Source organism: Clostridium sp. TW13 (assembly GCF_024345225.1).
Classification (GTDB): domain Bacteria; phylum Bacillota; class Clostridia; order Clostridiales; family Clostridiaceae; genus Inconstantimicrobium; species Inconstantimicrobium mannanitabidum.
In genome coordinates this window covers 1970104-1994042 of the sequence record NZ_BROD01000001.1, presented here as the reverse complement: position 1 = coordinate 1994042, position 23939 = coordinate 1970104, and the positions used below count along the sequence as shown (strand labels likewise).

Genomic DNA, 23939 nt, shown 5'->3' with positions numbered 1-23939 from the left:
TTTTTATTTCTACACCTTTACTGTATTTATTATTAGTTTACATATAGCCAGTTAGATGAATAAGTCTTAATGAAGAATAATTAAATACATTTAGTGGTTGATTAAACCGATCCAAAGAATGAGCAGTGATGGTAGGAAATTTATTCAGGTATCCAGTAGGATTATAAACTACTGCTGTATGATCAAATTTGCCATCACCAGTAAAGTCTAATTGAATTAAGTCTCCAGTTAATAAATCATTTATAGATGATATTTCTTTACCGTGTGGGCCTGTAGAATTATTGTGAGACAAAAAATTATAAAGCAATTCTGCGCTTGTCCAAGATGGAGATCTATTTTGATAGCTATAGTAGTACCATTCAAGTGTATATCCTTTAATCATTGGTGCTCCACCAGCATAAATAACTTGAGAAGCATAATTAGTGCAATCACCACCTATCTCTGAAAAATCCCCCCAAGGAGACACTCTTCTATTCCAATTTCTATCTTGATACAATTTCATTTTTTCACGATTAAAAGGAATTAGTGTTGAAGTTTTCATAACTACCTCCAATAATTTAAACAATTATAATAATATAATTATTATTTTGAAGACAGCTTTAGGCATCTTCCAAAAAATAAATAAGTCAATATGTGCTAGTATATTGACCTATTCATTTTCAGATGTCCTACACAAAAATTAAGGATTCAATTTTAACCAATTGCTCCAACTAGGATTTAGATCTTTGCCATTTGCTTTACAATAGAAATAAAACTTTGAGAAAAAATCCTTATTATTAGATTTTGAAAAGTTTTCTATTGTAGAAGTATCGAAGCTTGGAAGAGATGTTTGCCTTTGAATTATCTCGTCTAAAGTAGCCAAGTTACAATTCTTCATAATATCATACATAATCATGAAGGTTGTTGTTCTTCCTACACCCTCTTTGCAATGGAAATGTATCCAAGTATTTCGGGGGTGCTTTTTGACAAACTGAGTAAAGTAATCTATAGCTTGATTTGTAGGAAGTTCATAGTCAGTAACAGGCAACCGTAAATATGACAAATTATTTTCTTTTACTAAATCTTGTTCATCAAAAGTAGTTTTAGGAATTACAGTCACTTCAGGTTTGTTAGTAAAGGTTAATGGTTGATTTAAAGGAATATCTTTTAATAATGAACGCTCTCTCATTGTAATTTGGGAAACACTTAATCCAGTGTTAGCATTATCCCTTTTGTTTTCCCAGCTAACAGGAAATTCATTAATAAATCCATGGGATTCTTGTCTTAAATCAATTATAGTAATAGGTAAGTTGGTACCTATATTCTTTAATAAGATAGACAAATTATTTTTTGAGAATTGTTGACTACCGGATATATTTAATTCATTAAGTCCAGCTAAATTAAAATTACTATTTTTAAGTTTAGCTAAATTAGATGTGGTTCGAAAATGATTTGGAAGTTTATCATAGTGTACGTTATCTAAGATTAACTGTATTTCATCAGAATTTGAGGAATTAGCCAACATAACATAATTATTTGCATTGGCACTCAATAAAAAAACAAAAGGTAATACAAGTATATACAAAATAAGTTTAAAATTTGTTAGTTTTCTCAATTTTTCTCACCTCTAATATAAATCATATAAGTATAATTTGCACTAAACATGAAGTTTTATTAAAAAAATGATGATTTATTGTTAAAATTAAATTATTGAATTTTAACAATAAAAAGTAATATGTTTTAAATAATGGATAATATGTTATAATTAATATATAAATTTTGAAAGAGGTGGTAAAATGAGAATAATTAAAAAAATGGGAGTAATGCTATTAGCATTATGTATGTTCGGTACATTATTTGTATTTCAATCTAAAGGTTTAGTAGCAAAAGCTGAAGAATTGTCACCAGTACATTTATACTTTACAAACACTTATACAGGTCATCTAGGTGAAACAAATTTAAGTGTTTATGCTCAGATAAAAAGTTTAGGAGATAATGAAAAAGTATCAATTTGGGCTCTTACAGGGGAAACAAATTACTGGAGAGAAATCCCTGGTGCAAAATTCACAAAACTTCCAGATGGTACAGATTTATGGAAGGTTGATGTTATGTCTTTAGGACCAGTTAAATATGCTATTAAATATGAAGTTAATGGCAAGACATATTGGGACAACAATAACGGACAAAATTACACACAAAACAATGTATTAGGAACTGCTAATATTAAAGTGAATAAGCTTCCATATCTAATAAATGGTGCTTACCCAATAGTAGCTACTGTAAAGAATTTAGGATATGAGAAAGTTGTTAAAGTTCGTTATACGTTAGATAATTGGAAGACATTCAAAGAAGCTAATCTAAGTTATAAATCATCAAATGATGATAATACAGAAGTTTGGCAAACTACAATAGAAAATGTCAATATGGATGGTTTCCAATATGCAGTTTCTTATGAAGTTAACGGACAAGTATACTGGGATAATTGCTTTGGACAAAATTATACTTATACAAGATAAATAAGCATAGTGTATTAATACTTAAATTGTACACCAAGTAAGTTTTTATTTATAATAAACTTTACTTGGTGTTTTGTTTTGATATATTTTGAGAATAAGATTAATAATTGTACATAATATAGAAAATCATCGTAAATACTGCTGAAACCGGAAGAGTGAACAAATAGCATGAATGATTATTAACTACATAATAATAAAAATAAGGCATTAATTGTTAAAAATATTTTAATTATGTTAATTAAATTGCTTATGAAATTAAATTGTAATATTATTAAATTACAAAAAGGATATAATTAAATATAAATATATTTAATATAAAGGTTGGAGGCGTAAAATTGCGAAAAGTAAACCTAATATTATGTTTTGCTTTGGCTTTATTGTTATCAGGATGTGGAGAAACAAATAATAATTCAGTACCTAATGCAAATAATAAGCAACAGCAAGCAAATACACAAAGTGAAAAAAATATTAATAAACCATCAGAACAAAAATCAGATGAAACTGTATCAAAGGATTCAGATACGTCTAAATCCTTTACTCCAGTAGTTGTGAAAAATATATCTTCACTATCAACAAAGGCAATAAACTGGTCTTGGCTGTATTCAGCTAAGGAGGATAGCAAGTTATTAGAGAAATACAAAGGATATGGTTTTGGAGATACTTCAAAAAAAATAATTTATCTTACATTTGATGAAGGGTATGAAAATGGGTATACAGCAAGTATTTTAGATACTCTTAAAGCTAATAATGTGCATGCTGCATTCTTTGTAACAAAGCCTTTTGTTACAGGAAGTTATAAAGGTGTTCCTGATGCTAATCTAATTAAGAGAATGAGCAAAGAAGGACATATTATAGGGAATCATTCTGTTCAACATAAATCTATGCCTAAATTTATCAATGAAAATGCTTTTGATGAAGAAATTACTGGTGTAGAAAAAGTAGTAAATAGTATTGAGGGATGTAAAATGTCTCATTATTTTAGACCTCCAGAAGGAACTTTTAGTGAGTTGTCTTTATATTATACTCAGAAGCTTGGATATAAATCTATATTCTTTACTTTTGCTTATAGGGATTTTGATGCCCAAAATCAGCCAGTACCAGAGGCAGCTAAAGTTACTATTATGAAAAATACTAAAGATGGAATGATTTGTTTACTTCATGCTATGTCTAAAACTAATGCCAGTATATTAGACAGCTTAATTAAAGAATGGAAGAGCAAAGGATATGAATTTAAAACTCTAGATGAACTTCCCAATTAATTGATTTATAGTGTATAATAATTTTATCTTAGGGATGGGGAAAGATAAATAGTTTAAAAATAATTTCTATAAGTTTAATGGTTATTTTTTATATGTGTATAAAGTTAGGGGATTTAAAATGAGAATAAGAGGAAAAAGAATTAAAATTGAACTTAAAAGATTTGGCATTAGTGTTTCCGTAATATGCATTGCATTAATTGGACTTATTATAATGACATTTCACGGTTTTCACAAGCAAGATAATGCAGCAATAGCAACAAACAATAAGGTTACTATTGTAAACAAAGTTAATAGCAGTAATGTTACAGTTAAACCAAAGAAAAGTTATATTGTATGTATTGATCCAGGCCATGGTGCGTACGATAAAGGGACAAGCAGTACGGATGGTATTTTTGAAAAAGATGTAGTTCTTAAAGTTGGATTGAAAGTTGGCGAAATATTAGAGAAAAGTGGTGTGGAAGTAGTTTACACTCGCAAGGATGATAAAACAATTCTAGGTCAAAAGGAAAAGGAAGATTTAGCTAAAAGAGTACAAATTTGTCATGATAGTAAGGCAGACATTTTTGTAGCTATTCATTGTAATGACTATACTGATTCATCAGTTAAAGGGTTGGAAGTATGTTGTAATTTTCCTAAGACAAAGGGTGAAGAATTAGCAAAAGATATAGAAAATAAACTTAGTGATTTACACTATACTTCAGATCGTAAAATAAGATATAAAGCTACTAATCCTATATATGTACTTAGAAAAAATGATTGCCCTGCATCAGCTTTAGTAGAACTTGGTTATCTAAGCAATAAAGGTGATTGTAAATACATATCATCTGATAGTGGACAAACTAAATGTGCTGAGGCTATAGCTTCTGCTATTCTAAATTATGGTGATAGTATAAAAAAATAAATTTATATGTCATTTCAAAACTTTTGAATAAAATCAATTTTAATAATGTACTATACTTGCTTTTCTGAATCAGATACATTATAATCAAGTAGAATTTAATAAGACAGTTCGTAACCATCCTGTCTATAAACAAAACTAGGAAGAGAATAGAAAAGTTGTATTTCTATGTTTTTTAGGGTGGAGTAAAATCTACCCTTTATTTTTTTGGAGGTGATTTATATGGAATTAAGCAACCGCATTTCAAGAACTAAAAAACTTACTGTATCCGGTATAGTTATTGCTTTATATGTTGTAATAATGATAGTAACTCAAAGCTTTGCTTTTGGTGCTATACAAATACGTATTGCTACAACCTTGTATGCTTTAGCTTATCTATGTCCCTTCTTAGTTTTGCCACTTGGTTTATCAAATGTCTTATCGAATTTATTATTAGGTGGCCTTGGTATTTTTGATATTATAGGTGGAGGACTAGTTGGGATAATAACCTCCCTATTAGTTTACGGAATTCGTAAGTATAAGCTAAATGCATATCTTATGACACTTCCTATAATCTTTGTTCCAGGACTTATAGTGCCTATATGGTTATCAATTTTATTAAATATACCTTACATACCACTAGCTTGTAGTCTTTGTTTAGGACAAGTGGTACCAGCTGTTTTAGGTACATTTTTAGTAAAAGCATTAAATACGAGAATAGGAGAATAAAGATGAGGGAAGATTTAGAATTAAACTTATTAGGAAACCAAAATGTTAAATATAATTTTTCTTACACTCCTGAAGTGTTAGAAAGTTTTGATAACAAGCATCCTGAAAATGATTATTTTGTGAAATTTAATTGTCCAGAGTTCACAAGTTTGTGCCCAATAACTTCTCAACCAGATTTTGCAACAATCTATATTTCATATGTACCAAACTTGAAGATGGTGGAGAGTAAATCTTTAAAATTATATTTATTTAGTTTTAGAAATCATGGAGATTTTCATGAGGACTGTATGAATATAATAATGAAGGATTTAATAAAGCTTATGGACCCTAAATATATAGAGGTATGGGGAAAGTTCACTCCAAGAGGAGGAATTTCTATTGATCCATACTGTAACTATGGTAAGCCAGGTACAAGGTGGGAAGAGGTAGCTTTTAATAGACTTGCTAATCATGATATGTATCCAGAGAAGGTGGACAACAGATAATGAGTAGTATAAAGAATGAAGATGTTTTAGTTGTATTAAGTGGAGGTCAAGATAGTACTACCTGCTTATTTTGGGCTAAACAGAATTTTAGAAATGTTACAGCTATAGGCTTCGATTATGGCCAAAGACATAAATTAGAATTAGAATGTGCCAAGAGGATTTGTGAAGAATATGATGTCAATTATGAAATCTTGGATATGACTTTATTAAATAAACTTACTTCAAACTCATTAACTAGAAGTGATATTGAAGTAAAGGCAGCTAAAAAAGGTGACTCTACTCCTAATAGTTTTGTTGAGGGAAGAAATTTAGTTTTTTTAAATTTTGCAGCAATTTTTGCTAAGACTCATAATATAAGACATATAGTCACTGGAGTTTCTCAAAGTGATTTTAGTGGATATCCGGATTGTAGAGATACTTTTATTAAATCCTTAAATGTAACATTAAATCTAGCAATGAACTATGAGTTTGTAATTCATACTCCACTTATGTGGTTAGATAAATGTGACACATGGAAGTTAAGTGATGACTTAGGAGTGTTTGATATAATAAAAAATAAAACATTAACTTGCTATAACGGCATAGTAGGGGATGGTTGTGGCACTTGCCCTTCATGTTTATTGAGAGCAAAAGGTTTAGAGGAATTTTATAAAAAATACAGACAAAGATAAGTAAAATATTATTTGTGTTGACAATAATCTGATAATTGTATAACATAATATTAGAATTCAAATACGGACAAAAAGAAAGGAGAACGAAATGCGAATATTATTAGCTTAATCATTATTTAGTTTTGTTAAACAATTTAAGAGGAATACCTTTATTTGTTGTGCAAAAAAATATGAGAAGTTAATGATATTTGGGCAAAGCTGGACTTTAATTTAAGTTTAGTGAAGTCTACAACTCTAGAAAAATCGTGAGTTGTTCATATATAAGTTCTTCTGGGCTTTTTATTATATTACTATTATGCTAATTTTATATTTAATGGGTTTATAAATCTTTGTTTATATTAAGGAGATTAGTAGTAATAAAAAGTGGATTGTGAAATAGTAGGACTATAGATGAGCAGAAGTTCATTTATGGTCCTTTTGTATTAATTTAAGTTATTGTAGTGTAAAAGAATATAGTAGTAAGGTAAGATCCAATAAAGAAGAATAGCATAAAAAGCAAGGTGTACCTCAAGAAAGAATGAGGTGTTAATTTGACAGTTTTATTGCAATGTAAAAATGTAAATAAGGAATATGGAGATACAACCATATTAAAAGATATAAATATAGAGGTTCAATTAGGTGAAAAGATTGGTATTGTAGGTAATAATGGAGTTGGTAAAACTACTTTAGCTAACATTTTAACTGGAAATTTAGAAGCTACTTCTGGAGAAATAATTTGGTATAAATCCGGTATTCAAATCGGATATATGCAGCAAGCAACAGATTATAAAGATTTAAAAAACACCTTAAGTGGGGGTGAAAAAACAAAAGCTTTACTTACACAGGTATTATACAGTAAATGTAATATGTTGATACTGGATGAACCAACTAATCATTTGGATTATGAAGGTGTAAATTGGTTAATCAAAAGAGTAAAAGCTTTTAGGGGCACAGTTATAATAATTTCCCATGATAGATATTTTTTAGATCAATGCGTAACTAGAATAGTGGAAATAGAAAGCTGCACAGTCGCAAGCTATAAAGGAAACTATTCTAATTATAGAGACAAAAAGAAGAAAGAATATGAAGATAATCTTCATCTATATTTTGAACAAGAAAAGATAAAAGATAAAATAAGAACTCAAATAGAAGAATTAAAGAACTGGTCTGGTAAGGCTCATAGGGAGGCTGCAGTTAAGGCACGTATTTCCGGAAATAAAAAAGGCGGTAAGCAGTTTAATAGAGCTAAGGCTAAAAAAATGGATCAGCAAATTAAATCACGTATAAAAAGGCTGGAAAAGATAAATATAGAAGGAATCGAAAAACCAAAGGAAGAAGCCGGAGTATTTTTTCAAATTGATGAGGCTAAAAGGGTAGGATCAGTAATAGTTGAGGCAAAGGATGTTGCAAAAAAATTTGATGAAAAGATTCTATTTAAGAACACATCTTTCTATATAAAGCCTGGAGAAAAAATTGGATTATATGGCATCAATGGTTGTGGTAAATCAACTTTGATTAAGGCAATTCTAGGAGAAGTATCTCTTGATGGTGAGTTGTATGTAAGCCAAACAAAGAAAATAGGATATATAAGCCAAGAAGTTACTGGAATGCAAGAGGAACTTACTATTTTAGAAATCTTTGATGTAAGAAATAGAGAAGAATTAGGAGAGATAAGAACAGAATTAAATCTAATGGGTTTTGATTCTGAAAGTTTGTCTAAAAAAATAGGATGTTTAAGTCTTGGGGAAAGAATGAAACTTAAGTTGTTGCTTATGATAAAAGAAAAGTGTGAGGTATTGATTTTAGATGAGCCAACTAATCACATTGATCTTCATGTAAGGGAACAATTAGAGGAGGCATTAAATAGATATAAGGGAACAATCATCTTAGTAACTCATGATAGATATATGCTAGAAAAAATATGTGATAAGCTATTGGTATTTGACAAAAGTAAAATAACTCGTTATGAATATGGCATTAATGAGTATTTACAAAACTTAAACAAAAAGAAAGTTCAAAAAAAGGCAAATTTAAGTCGTGAGCAGATGGAACAAAGCATGATTTTAGAAAATAGACTTGCCTATGTAGTGGGAGTTCTTAGTGAAACTACACCGAATACTCCTGAGTACGAAGAACTTGACAAGCAATATAAAAATCTTATGGAGTTAAGAAATTCGGGTAAAATGGCTAAGACTAACTAATTTATAACTTTATTGTGATTTGCACTGATATTTATATTTGTGAGTATAGTATATTAATATGATTTTTATAATGTATTTTATATTTGAAAACAAAAGTATATCTGCCATTAGAGGTGATGAGCAAATGAAAAGTCTTAGGAATTTGTTGTTCTATTTCAATGAATCCCTAAAAAGAGTTAAATTAGTTGATAGGTGTCTTATTATTTTTATGATTATTCTTATGACACAATCAATATATAATTTATTTTTTAATGAATCAACATTACAAAATTCAAATGTTATAGATATTGTAGTGAGAACAACATCAGCATCGATCTTTGGATATTTCTTAAGCAGTAATTTTTTAAACAGGCCTAGTATTAAAAAATCTAAGTATGCTAAAAATAATAGAATTTTAGACGAAACAAGTGTAACTTATGAAAATAAGTTGGAAATTGATAATTTAGATAATAAAGATGAAAATGAACAATCAAGGAATATAAACGAGCAGCAAATAGTAATTGCAACAGTAATAGGCGTAATTTCACTTGTTGTATTATTAATTGCTAGAAATATGAATATTATAAATACAACAACAGCTGCAACAATTTCTCAACTAAGAGATTTTGTTGCTGGCTCTGTAGGATTTTTGCTTGGGTGTCCAATAAAAAGAGGACAATCATAGAGATATTAAATTTTTAGAGTATTGTTTAGAATATTTATGATAGAATCACAAGAGTAGTAATGATAACTATTTATTTGCACATATCTAAAAATATGTGCAAATCTTTTTTTTTACATCATCTAAAATAGGACAATTACTTGGGGGGATTTCTTCAGGTAGATTATCTATAGAAAAGAAGTCTAATTTAACTCCATTTATTATTATCTGTTCTTTTTTGAAGTAGAATTTTTCTGTTTTCATCCATTAGTACAACCCTAGCAGCATTTATAATTATAGGAATTTTTTCAACTACTTTTCTTAAGTTCCAATAAATAATTTGGCATAACTAAACTCCTTTGATACGGATATTTTTAGATTATATAATAAACATAGTGAAATTATACTGTTACTTTATAAACTTGACAATATAGGAAAAGAATAACTTAAAGTTCTGTGATAATATATAGTTAACCTGCAGGAGAAAATTCATTTGGGAGGTGTTAACACCGATGGATTATATAGATTTAATTCAGAAAACTATAGACTATATTGATGATAATATAACAAAAAAGATTAGTGTGGAAGAACTTGCAAATATTTCTGGTTTCTCAACTTATCATTATTACAGAGTATTTAATAGTTTTGTAGGAATGACAGTTATGGAGTATGTAACTAGAAGAAAGTTACAATATAGTATTTTTCATTTAAGTAAAGGGGAAAAAATATTAGATATAGCATTAAATTTAGGTTTTGGAACTCATTCTGGTTTTACAAAAGCATTTAGAAAAGCTTTTGGATATCCTCCAAATTATTATAGAATGCACGCACCAGAAGGGTTTCCTAATAAGATTAATTTAACGAAATTGAAAGAGAATAAGGTTGGAGGGATAGTAATGGAACCTAAAATAATAAATAGAGATGCTTTCAAGATAGTTGGATATAAATTTGATACAACATTAAGAAATAATACTCATTCAAGAGATATTCCAGCTTTTTGGGACAAGTGTGATATTGAAGGCAAAGAAGCAAAATTATACGAAACTCAAAAAACAGTAAAGCATGGAGAGTATGGAATCTGCATAAACACTAATATGAATACAGATGAGTTTTCTTATGTACTGGGAGTAGAGGTTGGGGATTTCAGTAATGCATTAGATGAAATGTATAAGGTTGAAGTTCCAACAGCGACTTATGCAGTTTTTATGACGCCAGAAGTACAAGAGGATGATTTTGTTAATAGTATAAAAGGTACTTGGACATATATTTTAGAAGAATGGTTTCCTAATTCAGGATATGAAATTGATGATAGTAAGCTTGATTTTGAGTTTTATAATGAACGTTGTCATCCATGGGAATACAATAAAGTATGTATGTATATTTATATACCAATAGTTAAGAAGTGATTTCTTATATAAGATAATTAATAATAAAGCCATTACAAAATAGAACTTATTGTATTATTTTGTAGTGGTTTTTCTTATTTGTATAAAAGTTTCATTATTTTTGTGTGAATTATGTATATGGTATTATATAAAGTATAATTTTAATATTGAATTTTTTAAGATATAATAATACATGTAAAGTTTGTGGAAATTATTACACATAAACAAAGGTTTTAGAAGGTGGCATATTGTGAAAAAGTTTAAGATAAGTAAATTAATATTAGATTTTATAATATTTCTAATTGGAATTATAATTGGGGATATAATAAACAATTATTTAGGAATTGCAAATAAACCTTTTTGTTCATGGCAGACTGCCTTAGGTATATTTATAATTGCCTGCTTATGTACTTTGTTAGAGTTTATTTTTGCTAGAATAAAAGAAAAACTTTTAAAAATAAGACAGTAAATAATTTAAATATTAAAGAAAGAAGTGAAATGTTATATGAACTCTACAGCATTAATTTGTGTTACACACGATCCTAATGGTAACAATCGTGCTTTAGCTAAAAGATTTTTACCATTATTTAATGAAATTTATGATGAACTGTTTATAGCGGTAAGTGATAAGACTGATAAGGTACTAATAGATGAGCTAGATGAAGCTGGATTTAAAGTGAAAATTATTCCTAAAAAGGGAACAGCTAATGCTAGAAGAGAAGCTATAAAATTTGCATTAGAAGGGTGTAGTGAGTATTTTCATTATTGTGATTTTGATAGATTGTTAACCTGGGCTGATAGATATTCAGATGAACTAAAAAGCATGATTCTCAAAGTAAAAGATAATGATTATACTATTTTGGGGAGAACTGAGAGAGCATTCAAATCTCATCCTGTTGAATGGATTGAGACTGAGAAAATTGCAAACAAAATATTTTCTTTAGAATTTGGAAAAGAAGTTGATATAACTGCTGGGTCTTGCTGTTTTTCAAGAAAGTGTGCAGAACTGATTTCAGAGAATTCCAAAGATAGGATGACAGATGCAGAGTGGCCTATGATAGCATATAGAATAGGAAATCTAAAAGTAGGATATAAGGCTGTGGAAGGACTTGAATATATAGAAGATATCAATGGAGAGGTAATTGAGAAGCTTGATTCTACAAAATGGTTCAATAGAGTGGAGCTTTGCTATATTATTAGTGAATCAGCTATAAATACAGGCAAGGAATAGGAGTAAAGTTTTATTTTTAATAATGAATTATTTTACTTAATTTGTGGAGGATACTAAATGAACATAAACAACCTATTTGTTCACATAAATTATTGTAATATGAGACAGGCTAATGAGCCTTGGAAGTATAGACCAAAGATAACCAGAACTCTTGACCATCATGAGCTTCTTTTAGTTACGGGAGGAAATGGATATATAACAATTGATAATAAAATATATAATGCTAAAGAAGGTATGTTGTTTTACATATGTTCAAACATAAAACAATCAATCGAGTCTGATTTGAAAAATCCTCTATATTTTATATCTGTTCATTTTAGTTATGTAGATGTAATTTTCAGTGATAATAAGTGGGATATTAGAAATGAAACTAAAGGATTGCCGTTAAACCCAATCCAAGAAGTAAGAGATTGCTATCAAATAAACTACATATTTAGAAAGATGGTTGAGAGCTGGAATGAAAAACTTCCTGACTACGAGTTTGTTTCAAAAACCTTACTTCAACAATTGATTTTTGAAATTTATAGAAATAAAAAAAGAGAAAATCATAATTATTCTGTATCTCTAAAAATAGAAAATATCATTAAATATATGCGTGAAAATATAAATGCTAAAATAACCTTAAATGAATTATCAAATAGTGCACAATTATCGCCAACTTATTTATCAAGAGTATTTAAGGATAATACAGGATATTCTATAATAGAGTTTTTTAATAAAATGAAGATTGATAAAGCTAAGGAACTTATAATTGATGGTAATAAAAAAGTGAAGGAAGTAGCAAATGAAGTTGGATTTAGTGACGAATTTTATTTTAGCAGGATATTTAAAAAGATGGAAGGTATAAGTCCAACAGAATTTTATAGCAAGAATGTCCATGATGTTTAAGATAGTGCATGGTATAAAGCCATTTTGTAATTTAAAATAAAGATGGTATTGTTAATACACTTCGTTAATATTTGAATTACAAAAGAAAGAAGGCTTATATTCATGAAAATGTGGAAAAGAAATTTAATAGTTTGTTGGTTTGGAATGTTTGTAACAAGCATTGGTATGAGTCAAATTGCACCAATATTACCTCTTTATATAAAGCATCTGGGAGTACAAAACACTGCCTTAGTAGAACAATTCTCAGGAATTGCTTTTGGTGCTAATTTTATAATGTTAGCTATTTTCTCTCCAATTTGGGGACATCTCGCTGACAAAGTTGGACGTAAACCTATGCTTTTAAGGTCAAGTTTTGGTATGTCAATAATTATATTTAGCATGGGATTTGTCAATAACGTGTATCAACTTATATCCTTAAGGTTATTGCAGGGAGTTGTAGCAGGTTATAGTACAGCTTGCACTACATTAATTGCTACTCAGGCAGATAAAGAACATGCAGGATGGGCTTTAGGAACACTATCTACAGCATCAATAGGAGGCTCACTGCTTGGCCCTATGATAGGAGGCTATATTGAAGAGAACTTTGGTTTACAAAATGTGTTCTTTATTACAGGAACTCTACTAATAATTGCTTTTATTACAACTGTATTATTTGTAAAAGAATCCTTTGTAAAAGAGGACAGAAAAGTTCTTAGTGCTAAGGAAGTGTGGAATCTTATTCCTGACTCAACATTACTTATAACAATGTTTATTACATCTTTTATATTGACATTAGCTCTATATTCTATAGAACCTATTGTTACAGTGTATGTTACTCAATTATCCAGAAATAGTAGTCATGTCGCATTGGTAGCTGGGATGGCTTTTTCAGCTTCAGGTCTAGCAAGCATAATTGCTGCTCCAAGGCTAGGAAAACTTTCTGATAAAGTAGGGCCACAAAAGATTATGTTGATTGCACTTTTAGTAGCAGGCGTAATTTTTATACCACAAGCATTTGTGAAAAATCCTTGGCAGCTAATGGGACTTCGTTTTCTATTAGGATTAGCAACAGCAGGACTTACTCCATCTGTTAATATACTTATAAAGAAGATTACACCGAGTTCTCTTACAGGGAGAATATTTGGATTTAGTATGTCAGCTCAATATTTAGGAATATTTGGAGGCTCTATTTTAGGTGGACAAGTAGCAGCTTGCTTTGGTATAAGATATGTATTCTTTATTACTAGTTCGTTACTGCTTATAAATGCAGCTTGGGTTTACTTTTCAGTATTTAAAAAACTTCCATCAACCAATAAAAATTTGATACTATAAAATTAGGCTGTATATGGAGATTTATATATCAACATATACAGCCTAATTTATTAGCTCATTCATAGAATGAATTTTTTAACATTTCACTTTTTCCCACCAACCTAAAGCAACTACTGCTTGAGCAGGATTTGAAGTTAATGACTTTATGACTAATGAATAGTTTCCACCAGGAGCTTCAATAAACTTTCCGTCCTCTTCACTAACTAATGTTGTCATAGGTGGTACAATCCTTTGATATATATTAACTCCAGCCTGTGGTGGTGTATTATTATTAATTGAGTCTTTATATAGAATATCTACTCTATTTATCGGAAGTGGCATAATTGATGTATTGCTTGGAGAAACCTTAGTGGCCACACTTGCATTTGCAGGTATATTAGTATTAAGCCATATTTCTGTAACTAAATCTTCATTTGAAAAATTTGAAACAGTAAATACATTTGCATACAAATTCATATGAGAGTGAGGTGGGTTTACTAAACCAGTCCAAGCATAAGTGCCATTTCCTAGAGATAAAGTCTCAGTTTGACCTACAAAATAATTTCCTTGCATGGATATAGACAATGAAGGGGTAACGCTTACTACATATTGAGGTCTATTATTAGGGGGAGTTACAAAATACTTATCATACTCATTTATCATGATCTTATCTCCTATAAATTATTTTTTTATCTTCAGTGCAGTTTATCTGTTTATATATAATATTCTGTAAAACTTGAAATGTTCTCAAAGCATTAACAACTAAAGTATATTAAAGAAACAAAAATAATGTCGTTTTTTGCGTTTTTAGTAGTCAAAAAGGGATGAATATGTTAATATTTTAAATATAATTATTACTAATGATGTTCTCATTTTGGACTCAGTTAGAAAAGTACATTATTTTCACTATTTGGCTATTTATCTAAAGTAGCTAGTACATAATTATTATTTTATTTGGAGGATTATATGAGAATTGTTAGTGTCTCTAACTTAACTGGGGATGAAGTTCTAGGAAAGCAGATATATGATGAATTGGGTAGAGTTTTACTTAATGTTGGAGTAAGGTTAAAACCATTTTACATAGAGAGAATAAAAGAACTTGGGATAAATTCTGTATATATCGATGATGACATATCAAAGAATGTAATCATTGAAGAGAGTATTTCTGATAAGACAAGACAAATGAGTAAAAGAGCTGTTAAGGAAATGACTGAAGCGTATTGCCGTGAAGGAAAAATTCTTAATAATAGTATTGTAAATTCAGTAGATTCAATACTTGAAGATGTACTATCAAATAAAGATGTTTTGATAAATGTAGCTGAAATAAGTGCGAGTGATAATAATATATATTCACATTCTGTTAATGTTAGTGTGTTAGCTACTATAATAGGCACTCATATGGGATATAGTATATCAAGGCTTAAAGATATAGCTACAGGTGCACTATTACACGATATAGGTAAGACAAAAATTTTAAATGATAAAAATCTTATATCAGAATTTGGAACTAAGGAAGAACTAGATGAGTATGTAGAATTGATGCATCCAAAGGTGGGATATGATGTTTTAGGAAAGCAGCATGTTTGGAGTTCGTATGTGAAGGTAGCTGTTTTAATGCATCATGAAAGAAATGATGGTAGTGGATATCCTCTGAAGTTGCATGGAGATGAAATAAACCAAGTTGCAAAGATAGTATCTATATGTGATGTTTTTGATAACTTGATATCAGGGAGAAATGGGGTTGAAAATAAAACCGTATCTGAAGTAATTGAATATCTTATGGGGATGAGTAATGTTCATTTTGATGCAGATATAGTAAGAAAGTTTACTATGAATATAGCTGCTTTTCCAACTGGTAGTGGTGTTGTTTTAAGCACAAATGAAAAGGGATTAGTGGTGAAACAAAATAGTTCAATGCCAACCAGACCAGTGGTGAAAGTCATCTATGATAAATATGGAAACCTACTTTCAGAATCCTATGAAGTAGATTTATTAAAAGAATTAACTTTATTTATCACAAAAACTTGTGAATTTTAATTTTGGGGGCAGTTATATGAATGATAAGTGTGATTGCATAAATGTTAATTACTCCAAAGATTGTATCAGACTAATTAATAGTACTTTTCTTAAATTTTTAGAAGTTGATAGTATTAATTACCAATCTGAGGTGAAAAAGTCGTTGGAGGAGATAGGATTATTTTTTGATATAGATAGAATTTATATGTACTATTTTTCAAAAGATCCTACTTTTATGCAGATAGAATGTCAATGGAATAAAGATAATATAATACCAAAAAGACAATCTCAAGAGGAAGAAGTGGTTTATACTCATCCGTGGCTTATTCGTGAGATTAAGAAGAGGGATTTTATTTTTATAAATAATATAAATGAATTTCCTGCTCAAGCAGTATTTGAAGCTGATGCTTTTAATGAGGAGGGAATTCAATCTTGTCTTATGGTTCCATTAAAAAATGAAAATGAATTAATAGGATTTATTGGATTTGAAAGTTTAACGAAGCCTTTAAAATGGCAAGAAAATCAAATTAGAGTTTTAACAGATATTTCTAAGGCCTTTTCATACACAAAAGTAAGAATTGAAAAAGAAAGAAATTATAAATCAACTCTTGATGGACAGGCAATTTTGCTTAATAATGCTGAGTCGCAGATTTGGGCATTAAGTAATGTTACTTCATATGCCACTGCAAATGAAGCACATGCAAAGTTCTTTGGTAAGAAACAAAGTGAGTTAGAATATCAAGATTTATTTGATATTTTTGATATAGATACAGCAAACAAGCTTTCACAAATCAACTGGGATTTATTTAAAAAAAATGGGCCTGCTGAAAAGGAATTAGAAATTAAAAATTGGAAGGGTGAAACCAGATTACTTCAAATTAAAAGCAAGCCTCAAAGAGATGCTTTTGGTAATATTAAGTATCTTATTTGTACTGCTGAAGATATTACAGAGCAAAGGATTGCAGAAGCTGAGTTATATAAGGCAAAAGAGCAAGCAGAAGCGGCTAATATTGCAAAGAGTGATTTTTTGGCAAATATGTCTCATGAAATTAGAACACCAATGAACGGAATATTGGGATTTCTTCAATTGTTAAAATTAACTGATTTATCTTTGGAACAAAAAGAATTTATACGTGAAGCTCAATCAGCTTCAGAAGTTTTATTATATATTATTAATGATATATTAGATTTTTCTAAAATTGAGGCGAAGAAACTTACGATGGAGAAAATTAAATTTAACTTAAGGAATACCATCGAAGATGCAGTATCGCTTCTTGCTCCAAAGGCAGCTGAAAAAGGACTTGAGGTTTATGTAATGATTAAAGATGGGGTGCCAGAAGAAGTGATTGGTGATCCTTCAAGGCTAAGACAGATATTAAATAACTTAATAAGCAATGCAGTAAAGTTCACAGAAACTGGTGAAATTTCTGTTACAGTTGATTGTATAGAAGAAGAAAATAAAATAGTTAATCTTAGATTTGAAGTAAAGGATACAGGAATAGGAATCCGATATGAGGATATTAATAAGTTGTTTCAGTCTTTTAGTCAAGCAGATGCTTCTACAACTAGAAAGTATGGTGGAACTGGCTTAGGATTAGCTATATCAAATGAATTGGTTAAAATGATGGGCGGAAAAATGAGTGTTGAGAGTGTATTTGGAAAAGGCTCAACCTTTAAATTTGATGCACGTTTAAAAATTGCTAAAAAAGTTTTAAAACAGAAATTTGACTTTGAGAAGTTTAAGGGTACCAATATTTTGATTGTTGACGATAATGACAACAATAGAAAGAGTGTTAGTTCATATTTTCAAGGAACTGGTCTTAATATATTTGAGGCAAAGAGTGCTGGGAATGCTATTACTTCAATACTTACAAATGTAAATACAGAAAACAAAATAAGTATTGCTATTGTAGATTATAAAATGTCAGATATGAGTGGCTATGAACTTGCAACTACATTGAAAACAATTCCTTTTGCAAAGGATGTAAAGTTAATACTTTTAACCTCTGTAATGCAAAAGGATGAGACCAAAGAAGCGAAAGAATATGGCTTTTCATCTTGTTTAACTAAACCTGTGAGAAAAGATGATCTACTTGGTTGCATTGCTAAAGAACTAGGATTAAAAAAGGAAGATGAACAAAAAGGTAAAAATGTAAAGGACAGTACAGTTAAAGAACCTGATGATATATTACAACCTAGGATTTTGATTGTTGAAGACAATGCAATGAATAGAAGAATAATTATTAGCATGCTTAAGTTAAGAGGAATCAATTGTGATATAGCTGTTAATGGTGTTGAAGCACTTAAAGCAATATCAGAGAAATCTTATGATGTTGTTTTTATGGATTGCCAGATGCCTATAATGGATGGTTATGAATGTACGTCTCAAATAAGGCAACTAGAAGGTGAAAAAAAGCACACTACAATTATTGCTATGACTGCCAATGCCATGGAAGGTGATTATGAGAAGTGTATTAAAACAGGAATGGATGATTACATAAGTAAACCAATAAATTTCGATAAAATGTTTAAAAAAATAGAAAATAGTACTAAAGCAAAGCAAAAAGTTGACGATTATAGTAGAATAATAGATAATAATATTGAAAATTTTATTAATATTACAGAGCTTGATAAAGATGAAGCAAGAGAAATACTTGAAGATTATATAAAATGTTTACCAGATTTATTGAATGAAATTAATGAGGCTATTGAGAATAGTGATTTCAATAAGTTGGCAAGAGGAGCTCATGAATTAAAAGGATCTTCTGGTACGTTTGGAATAGCATCAATTTATGAAGTAGCAATAAAGCTTGAAGAAGCAGCTAAACAACAAAATAAAGTTGAATGTTCTAATTTATTTATTCAAATAAAAGACTCATGTCATTAATTTGAATAAAACTATACAGTTATTAAAAAAAGATATATGTAAAGGGGCTTAAGTATGAAAAAAGTTTTAATAGTTGATAACTCATCATACATGAGAATGTTTGTAAGAAAAATAGTAGAAAAAGGAGATTCTTATAATATATTTGAAGCATCTGGGAAAGAAGAAGCAGTTGAGATATTTGAGAGTAAAAATATTGATATTGTTATTTTGGATTTAAACATGTCTGAGTTTAGGATGGATGGTATTCAGGTGTTAACAGAAGTAATGGAAATTAATCCGCAAGCAGTAGTTATTATTATTTCTGCAGTTGGCCATGAAGAAGTAAAGGAACAATGTATGGAATTAGGAGCTAAGGGTTACATTAGGAAGCCATTTACCGCAGAAGCTGTATTAAAAGTGCTAGAGCAATATAATTAGAGTTCAAATTTAATTTGAAATTATTGAGAAAATGATTTATTATATATTAAGATAAAAGTTAATAGTGAAAGTTTATGTCTTTGTCACCGGATAAAGACGATATATAAGCGTTCAAAGTTTACTCCGTAGGTCTTAGAAGGAGTGAATTTTGAACGCTTTTAATTTTTAGGAGGGTAAAATGAAGATTAATTTCAAATTTTATGATTATTTATGTAAGGAAGTTAAACATGTAAGAGAAGAAGTATTTGTAAAAGAACAAGGTTTTCAAAATGAATTTGATAAATGTGATGATAAATCATTTCACCTTTTGTTATTTGTAGATAGAGAACCTATAGGAACTGCAAGGTTATTTCAATTAGAAGCTAATAAAACATTTATTATCGGAAGAGTAGCTGTTCTAGAAAAATATAGAGGACTTCATCTTGGCAATAAAATTATAAAAATATTAGAGGAAAAAGTTGAAAAATTAGGTGGAACATGCGTTGAGTTATCAGCACAATGTAGAGTTCAGGAGTTCTATAAAAAATTAGGCTATATTCCAATTGGTGAACCTTATTTAGATGAATTTTGTCCACATATTTGTATGAGAAAAGAATTGTAGCACGAAAAGGAGAAAGAATATGCCATTTGAATATGTTTTACCAATTTTTATAGTTATCATTTTTAATTTCATTTATCATTTAACGTCTAAAAGTATACCTAAAGGAATCAATACATTTTTATCTTTAACGGTAACCTACTTAGTAGCAACCATAATTACATTAATTATGTATTTTATATCACCTAAATCTAATCATATATCAATAGAAATACATAAAATAAATTGGACGAGCTACGTTCTTGGTGCAGCTATTGTAGGAGTGGAAATCGGATACATTTATATGTATAGGGTTGGTTGGAATGTAAGTAAAGGATCACTTATAGCAAGCATAGGTATAGCTATTTTGCTTATTTTTGCTGGTGTGATATTTTATAAGGAACATATTGGGGTATATCAAATAGCAGGAATAGGATGTTGCATTGTAGGTTTAATCTTAGTGAACTTACATTGATTTTAATAGGGTATGCATATAACTATTGTATATAGTGCTATTTCTATATACAATAGTTATTATTTTTAGGAGTATACTTTAACATCATATTAAAGCAGTGGGATAAATTTATTTAATGATCCCATAATCACTTATATCAGCAATTTTGTCACGATATGATTTTGAACAATCCATTGATTTTAACCTATCTATTACAGAGTTATCTTTCCAAAAGTGCATAGCATATGCTTTATCTGTATCAGTAGTATTCATAAAATAATCAAATCCTAAATGAAAATATTCTTCTAATCGAGGATCTAAAGGCAAGAATGCTAAATCAAAATGTCTGCCTTTGAGTTTATTTATTTCTCTTTCAAAATGTACTGTAATCTTTTTATTATCATCATCACTATCAAAATTAGAAATCCATAAATTAAGGTCTCCAGCATGATAGATTGTCTTATTGTTAACTGTAGCAATAAATGCTACACCAGCATCTGTTGAAATTAATGTTTCAACTTTTAAATCAGAATTTTCAAGAACATCATTGCCGCCTATAAATGTAATTTTCTTATAAATATTTTCACTAATACCATGATTAAAAAAGAATTTTTGATTATATTTTCTTTTAATATCTCTTGATAAAATATAGTGCACATTAGGATAATCTTTCATTAAACTAAATATATCTAAACTAAAGTGATCTTGATGTTTATGACTTGAGAAAATATATATTGTTTTTTGTGCATCAAAGGCAGGAATAATTCCATTGTAATAATCAAAGATTAGAATAACATTATCTAATTCCACAGAAAAGCAACTATGTTCAATGTAAGTAACTTTCATTTATGTTCTCCTTTAAGTTAATATTTGCATTTGTTATAGCATAAAGCATTTGAAAATAAATAACAAGTCCAAATAGGCTAGCAGGAGGACTGATTTATTTCTTGAACTAAATGAGCAGGCGTTAATTTAGAAAGCAGTACATAAGGGCTATGCATATTAAGTAGGTCAAATTAGTATAGATAAAAATATATAATTTTTATGTTGTAAATCATTACAGTATAAAGTAAAATGTAATGCATGAAAATAATTAGTGTGAATATATTAGTTATATTTTAAATATTAAAACAAAGGAGGATTTTATGAAGGATTTAACAAAAGGAAGTCCAATAAAGTTGATTATAGCCTTTGCAATCCCTATATTGATAGGAAACATATTTCAGCAATTATATAATCTTATTGATACAGTAATTGTTGGACAGACTTTATCTGTTAAGGCTTTAGCAGCAGTAGGGGCAACAGCTCCAATTGTTAGTCTTATTATAGGATTTGCAATTGGTATGACCAATGGGTTTGCTGTTATAGTAGCACGTTATTTTGGTGCTAAGGATTATGAAAAAATGAGACAAGCGGTGGCTGGAACAATTGTCTTAGGATTAGCTACCTCAGCAGTTCTAACTGTCTCAAGTCTTTTGGGAATTAAAAGTCTTTTAAACTTATTAGACACACCAAAAGATATTATGGATAATGCACTTCTATTTATAAGGATTATTTTATTAGGAATGACATTTTCAATGTTATATAATATGCTGGCAGGTATTCTTAGAGCTTTAGGAGACACAAAAAATCCATTATATTTTCTAATTATATCCACAGTAGTAAATATAATATTAGATTTTCTGTTTATTTGTACTTTCAGAATGGGCATTGAAGGAGCCGCTTATGCTACAGTATTATCTCAACTATTATCAACGGTTCTATGCTTTAGGTACATATTAAAAAACTATCCGATTTTAAGATTAAAAAGGAGACATTTCAAATTTAAAAGATCACTTATAGTAGAGTTATTTAGTACAGGTATTTCCATGGGACTTATGCTATCAGTTGTAGCAAGTGGTACAGTAATATTACAAAGTTCAATTAATGGTTTTGGTACTGCGACTATTGCAGCTCATACAGCAGCTCGTAAAATTTCAGAAATGTTTATGCTCCCATTTGGAACTCTTAGTGTAACTGCAGCTACATTCTCAAGTCAAAACTATGGAGCAAAGAAACCAGATAGAATCAAAAAAGGACTTAAGCAAACTATCTTAGTATCATGGATATGGGCAACTGTATGTATAATAATATCTTATACTTTTATGCCAATAATAATTTCTGGAATTACTGGTACAAGTCAAATTGAAATTATTCAAACAGCAACAAAGTATCTTCGTATAGATACACCTTTTTATTATGTTTTAGGTATTTTGCTTATTCTTAGAAGCACATTGCAGGGCATAGGACAAAAGGTTATACCTATTATAGCTAGCTTTTTTGAGCTTGGAGGTAAGATAGTAGCAGTTTCTTATTTAGCACCAACAATGGGGTACTTTGGAATATGTATTACTGAACCTATTATATGGGTAGTATGTACTGCATTTTTATTAATTAGTTGTATTGGAATCAGTAAGAAGATTAGTTTAATTAGTGCTCAGAGTTAGAAAGAAACTGAATTATTTATATATAGAGAGATTTTAATAAATAATTTTAATTTATAAAGTGTTTAGTACTGTTTATTATCTGTATAGAACTATTCCATAATAATGTTGTTGGACAAGTTACAAAAATTCGGCATTTTTCTACCAACATTTAAGTGGAATAGTTCTATATACAAAAAAATTTGGATTATAATAGTATACTTCTAAGTTCATTAAAATCTTCAATGTAGTAATCTGCAAATTGGTTAATTGACTTTTGATGTTCCTCATTTCTTTTTAATAAATAGCCAGTGGCTATAGTGCTCATTCCTAATGTTTTTGCACCTTTTAATTCATCAGAGCCACCATCACCAATAAAAACACAACTTTCAGGGATGACATTCATTTTTTCTAAGGCAATTTGATAGATTTGTGGATGAGGTTTTAAATATCCAACTTCACAAGAAAAAATTCTTTCATCAAATATATTGCATAGTGGGGAGTTATCCCAATGCATCATATCAAGCATGTCTGCATTGCTAATAAGGCAGATTCTTTTGCCACCTTTTTTCAAGTCTGAAAGAACATCAAGAATTGTACAATCTATGTTAAGCAAAGCATTTTTTAATCGTTGTTGTCTCAAATTAAGTATTTCAGTTTTATCATTTTCAGCAATATCTAATTTCATTTTTTCAATAATATATTGAATTATTAATTCAGGGGTTATACTTTTATTAGTAGCTCTTTTATTATATAATTCAAGATCCTCTGCATAAGACTCCCATTCTTCAATGGAAATTCCTAATACGTCATTTTCATTCCTTAAACAATTATATTTAGGGGTGATTAAAGTGAAGAATAGATCAAAAAATACAACACTTATATTGTGTTTTAAAAGTTTTTGTTTCATAGATACCTCCAACTCTAAGAAAATTTTTGTAATGTATGTATTAGCTACTGTTTAATGTTTTATTAATAGAAATCTCATATATACAG

25 protein-coding genes are annotated in these 23939 nt (G+C 29.2%); 19 read left to right on the top strand and 6 right to left on the bottom strand.

The window, feature by feature from the left end; genetic code table 11:
* Nucleotides 1-37 precede the first annotated feature (37 nt).
* Entirely contained in the window at nt 38-541 is a 504-nt protein-coding gene (locus OCU47_RS09840; protein WP_261828427.1) for an amidase domain-containing protein, read from the bottom strand.
* 138 nt (nt 542-679) lie between these two features.
* Nucleotides 680-1594, bottom strand: a complete 915-nt coding sequence (locus tag OCU47_RS09835; RefSeq protein WP_261828426.1) for a phosphatase domain-containing putative toxin — start codon at nt 1592-1594, stop codon at nt 680-682.
* Between the two features lie 181 nt (nt 1595-1775).
* Here OCU47_RS09835 and OCU47_RS09830 point away from each other — a divergent pair, with 181 nt between their 5' ends.
* From OCU47_RS09830 to OCU47_RS09795, 8 genes are all read left to right on the top strand, one after another.
* The gene (locus OCU47_RS09830; RefSeq protein ID WP_261828425.1) at nt 1776-2495 is read left to right on the top strand and encodes a CBM21 domain-containing protein; all 720 of its coding nucleotides are present in this window, start codon (nt 1776-1778) and stop codon (nt 2493-2495) included.
* Nucleotides 2496-2830: 335 nt separating this feature from the next.
* Nucleotides 2831-3754 (top strand): polysaccharide deacetylase family protein, encoded by a 924-nt coding sequence (locus tag OCU47_RS09825; RefSeq protein ID WP_261828424.1) that lies wholly within the window; start codon nt 2831-2833, stop codon nt 3752-3754.
* Nucleotides 3755-3872: 118 nt separating this feature from the next.
* Nucleotides 3873-4655: an N-acetylmuramoyl-L-alanine amidase family protein gene (locus tag OCU47_RS09820; RefSeq protein ID WP_261828423.1), complete on the top strand. Its 783-nt coding sequence runs from the start codon at nt 3873-3875 to the stop codon at nt 4653-4655.
* Nucleotides 4656-4874: 219 nt separating this feature from the next.
* Nucleotides 4875-5360 (top strand): QueT transporter family protein, encoded by a 486-nt coding sequence (locus OCU47_RS09815; protein ID WP_261828422.1) that lies wholly within the window; start codon nt 4875-4877, stop codon nt 5358-5360.
* Nucleotides 5361-5362: 2 nt separating this feature from the next.
* The gene (gene queF, locus OCU47_RS09810) at nt 5363-5845 is read left to right on the top strand and encodes a preQ(1) synthase (protein ID WP_261828421.1); all 483 of its coding nucleotides are present in this window, start codon (nt 5363-5365) and stop codon (nt 5843-5845) included.
* Nucleotides 5842-6516 carry a 7-cyano-7-deazaguanine synthase QueC gene (gene queC / locus OCU47_RS09805; RefSeq protein WP_376778058.1) on the top strand — a complete coding sequence of 225 codons (675 nt, stop codon included), beginning with the start codon at nt 5842-5844 and terminating at the stop codon, nt 6514-6516. The genes queF and queC overlap by 4 nt, the downstream gene beginning before the upstream one ends.
* Before the next feature lie 530 nt (nt 6517-7046).
* Complete coding sequence (gene abc-f, locus OCU47_RS09800; protein WP_261828419.1) at nt 7047-8696, top strand: ribosomal protection-like ABC-F family protein; 1650 nt, start codon at nt 7047-7049, stop codon at nt 8694-8696.
* A 124-nt stretch (nt 8697-8820) separates the two neighbouring features.
* Nucleotides 8821-9360, top strand: coding sequence for a hypothetical protein (locus OCU47_RS09795; protein WP_261828418.1), 540 nt, complete (start codon nt 8821-8823; stop codon nt 9358-9360).
* Nucleotides 9361-9444: 84 nt separating this feature from the next.
* On the opposite strand, the gene OCU47_RS09790 is transcribed toward OCU47_RS09795, so the two are convergent.
* Nucleotides 9445-9600 (bottom strand): hypothetical protein, encoded by a 156-nt coding sequence (locus OCU47_RS09790; protein ID WP_261828417.1) that lies wholly within the window; start codon nt 9598-9600, stop codon nt 9445-9447.
* Between the two features lie 248 nt (nt 9601-9848).
* On the opposite strand from OCU47_RS09790, the gene OCU47_RS09785 reads away from it, so the two are divergent.
* The 5 genes from OCU47_RS09785 (at nt 9849) to OCU47_RS09765 (ending at nt 14151) form a co-directional block, all read left to right on the top strand.
* A complete protein-coding gene (locus tag OCU47_RS09785) occupies nt 9849-10742 on the top strand; it encodes an AraC family transcriptional regulator (protein ID WP_261828416.1) in 894 nt (297 codons plus the stop codon).
* A gap of 229 nt (nt 10743-10971) precedes the next feature.
* Nucleotides 10972-11190, top strand: coding sequence for a hypothetical protein (locus tag OCU47_RS09780; RefSeq protein ID WP_261828415.1), 219 nt, complete (start codon nt 10972-10974; stop codon nt 11188-11190).
* Between the two features lie 36 nt (nt 11191-11226).
* Entirely contained in the window at nt 11227-11952 is a 726-nt protein-coding gene (locus tag OCU47_RS09775) for a hypothetical protein (protein ID WP_261828414.1), read from the top strand.
* Nucleotides 11953-12009: 57 nt separating this feature from the next.
* Entirely contained in the window at nt 12010-12840 is an 831-nt protein-coding gene (locus tag OCU47_RS09770; protein ID WP_261828413.1) for an AraC family transcriptional regulator, read from the top strand.
* Nucleotides 12841-12942: 102 nt separating this feature from the next.
* The gene (locus OCU47_RS09765; RefSeq protein WP_261828412.1) at nt 12943-14151 is read left to right on the top strand and encodes a multidrug efflux MFS transporter; all 1209 of its coding nucleotides are present in this window, start codon (nt 12943-12945) and stop codon (nt 14149-14151) included.
* 75 nt (nt 14152-14226) lie between these two features.
* Here the strand turns inward: OCU47_RS09765 and OCU47_RS09760 are convergent, their stop codons facing one another.
* Nucleotides 14227-14793, bottom strand: coding sequence for a DUF6143 family protein (locus OCU47_RS09760; protein ID WP_261828411.1), 567 nt, complete (start codon nt 14791-14793; stop codon nt 14227-14229).
* A 303-nt stretch (nt 14794-15096) separates the two neighbouring features.
* On the opposite strand from OCU47_RS09760, the gene OCU47_RS09755 reads away from it, so the two are divergent.
* From OCU47_RS09755 to OCU47_RS09735, 5 genes are all read left to right on the top strand, one after another.
* Nucleotides 15097-16167, top strand: coding sequence for an HD-GYP domain-containing protein (locus tag OCU47_RS09755; protein ID WP_261828410.1), 1071 nt, complete (start codon nt 15097-15099; stop codon nt 16165-16167).
* 16 nt (nt 16168-16183) lie between these two features.
* Nucleotides 16184-19033, top strand: coding sequence for a response regulator (locus tag OCU47_RS09750; RefSeq protein ID WP_261828409.1), 2850 nt, complete (start codon nt 16184-16186; stop codon nt 19031-19033).
* Nucleotides 19034-19087: 54 nt separating this feature from the next.
* Nucleotides 19088-19450 carry a response regulator gene (locus tag OCU47_RS09745; protein WP_261828408.1) on the top strand — a complete coding sequence of 121 codons (363 nt, stop codon included), beginning with the start codon at nt 19088-19090 and terminating at the stop codon, nt 19448-19450.
* A gap of 178 nt (nt 19451-19628) precedes the next feature.
* Complete coding sequence (locus OCU47_RS09740; RefSeq protein ID WP_261828407.1) at nt 19629-20051, top strand: GNAT family N-acetyltransferase; 423 nt, start codon at nt 19629-19631, stop codon at nt 20049-20051.
* A gap of 19 nt (nt 20052-20070) precedes the next feature.
* A complete protein-coding gene (locus OCU47_RS09735; protein ID WP_261828406.1) occupies nt 20071-20502 on the top strand; it encodes a DUF1664 domain-containing protein in 432 nt (143 codons plus the stop codon).
* A 108-nt stretch (nt 20503-20610) separates the two neighbouring features.
* On the opposite strand, the gene OCU47_RS09730 is transcribed toward OCU47_RS09735, so the two are convergent.
* The gene (locus OCU47_RS09730) at nt 20611-21327 is read right to left on the bottom strand and encodes an MBL fold metallo-hydrolase (RefSeq protein WP_261828405.1); all 717 of its coding nucleotides are present in this window, start codon (nt 21325-21327) and stop codon (nt 20611-20613) included.
* Between the two features lie 299 nt (nt 21328-21626).
* On the opposite strand from OCU47_RS09730, the gene OCU47_RS09725 reads away from it, so the two are divergent.
* Nucleotides 21627-22967, top strand: coding sequence for an MATE family efflux transporter (locus OCU47_RS09725; RefSeq protein ID WP_261828404.1), 1341 nt, complete (start codon nt 21627-21629; stop codon nt 22965-22967).
* A gap of 184 nt (nt 22968-23151) precedes the next feature.
* Here the strand turns inward: OCU47_RS09725 and OCU47_RS09720 are convergent, their stop codons facing one another.
* Entirely contained in the window at nt 23152-23853 is a 702-nt protein-coding gene (locus OCU47_RS09720; protein ID WP_261828403.1) for an HAD family hydrolase, read from the bottom strand.
* Between the last annotated feature and the right edge of the window lie 86 nt (nt 23854-23939).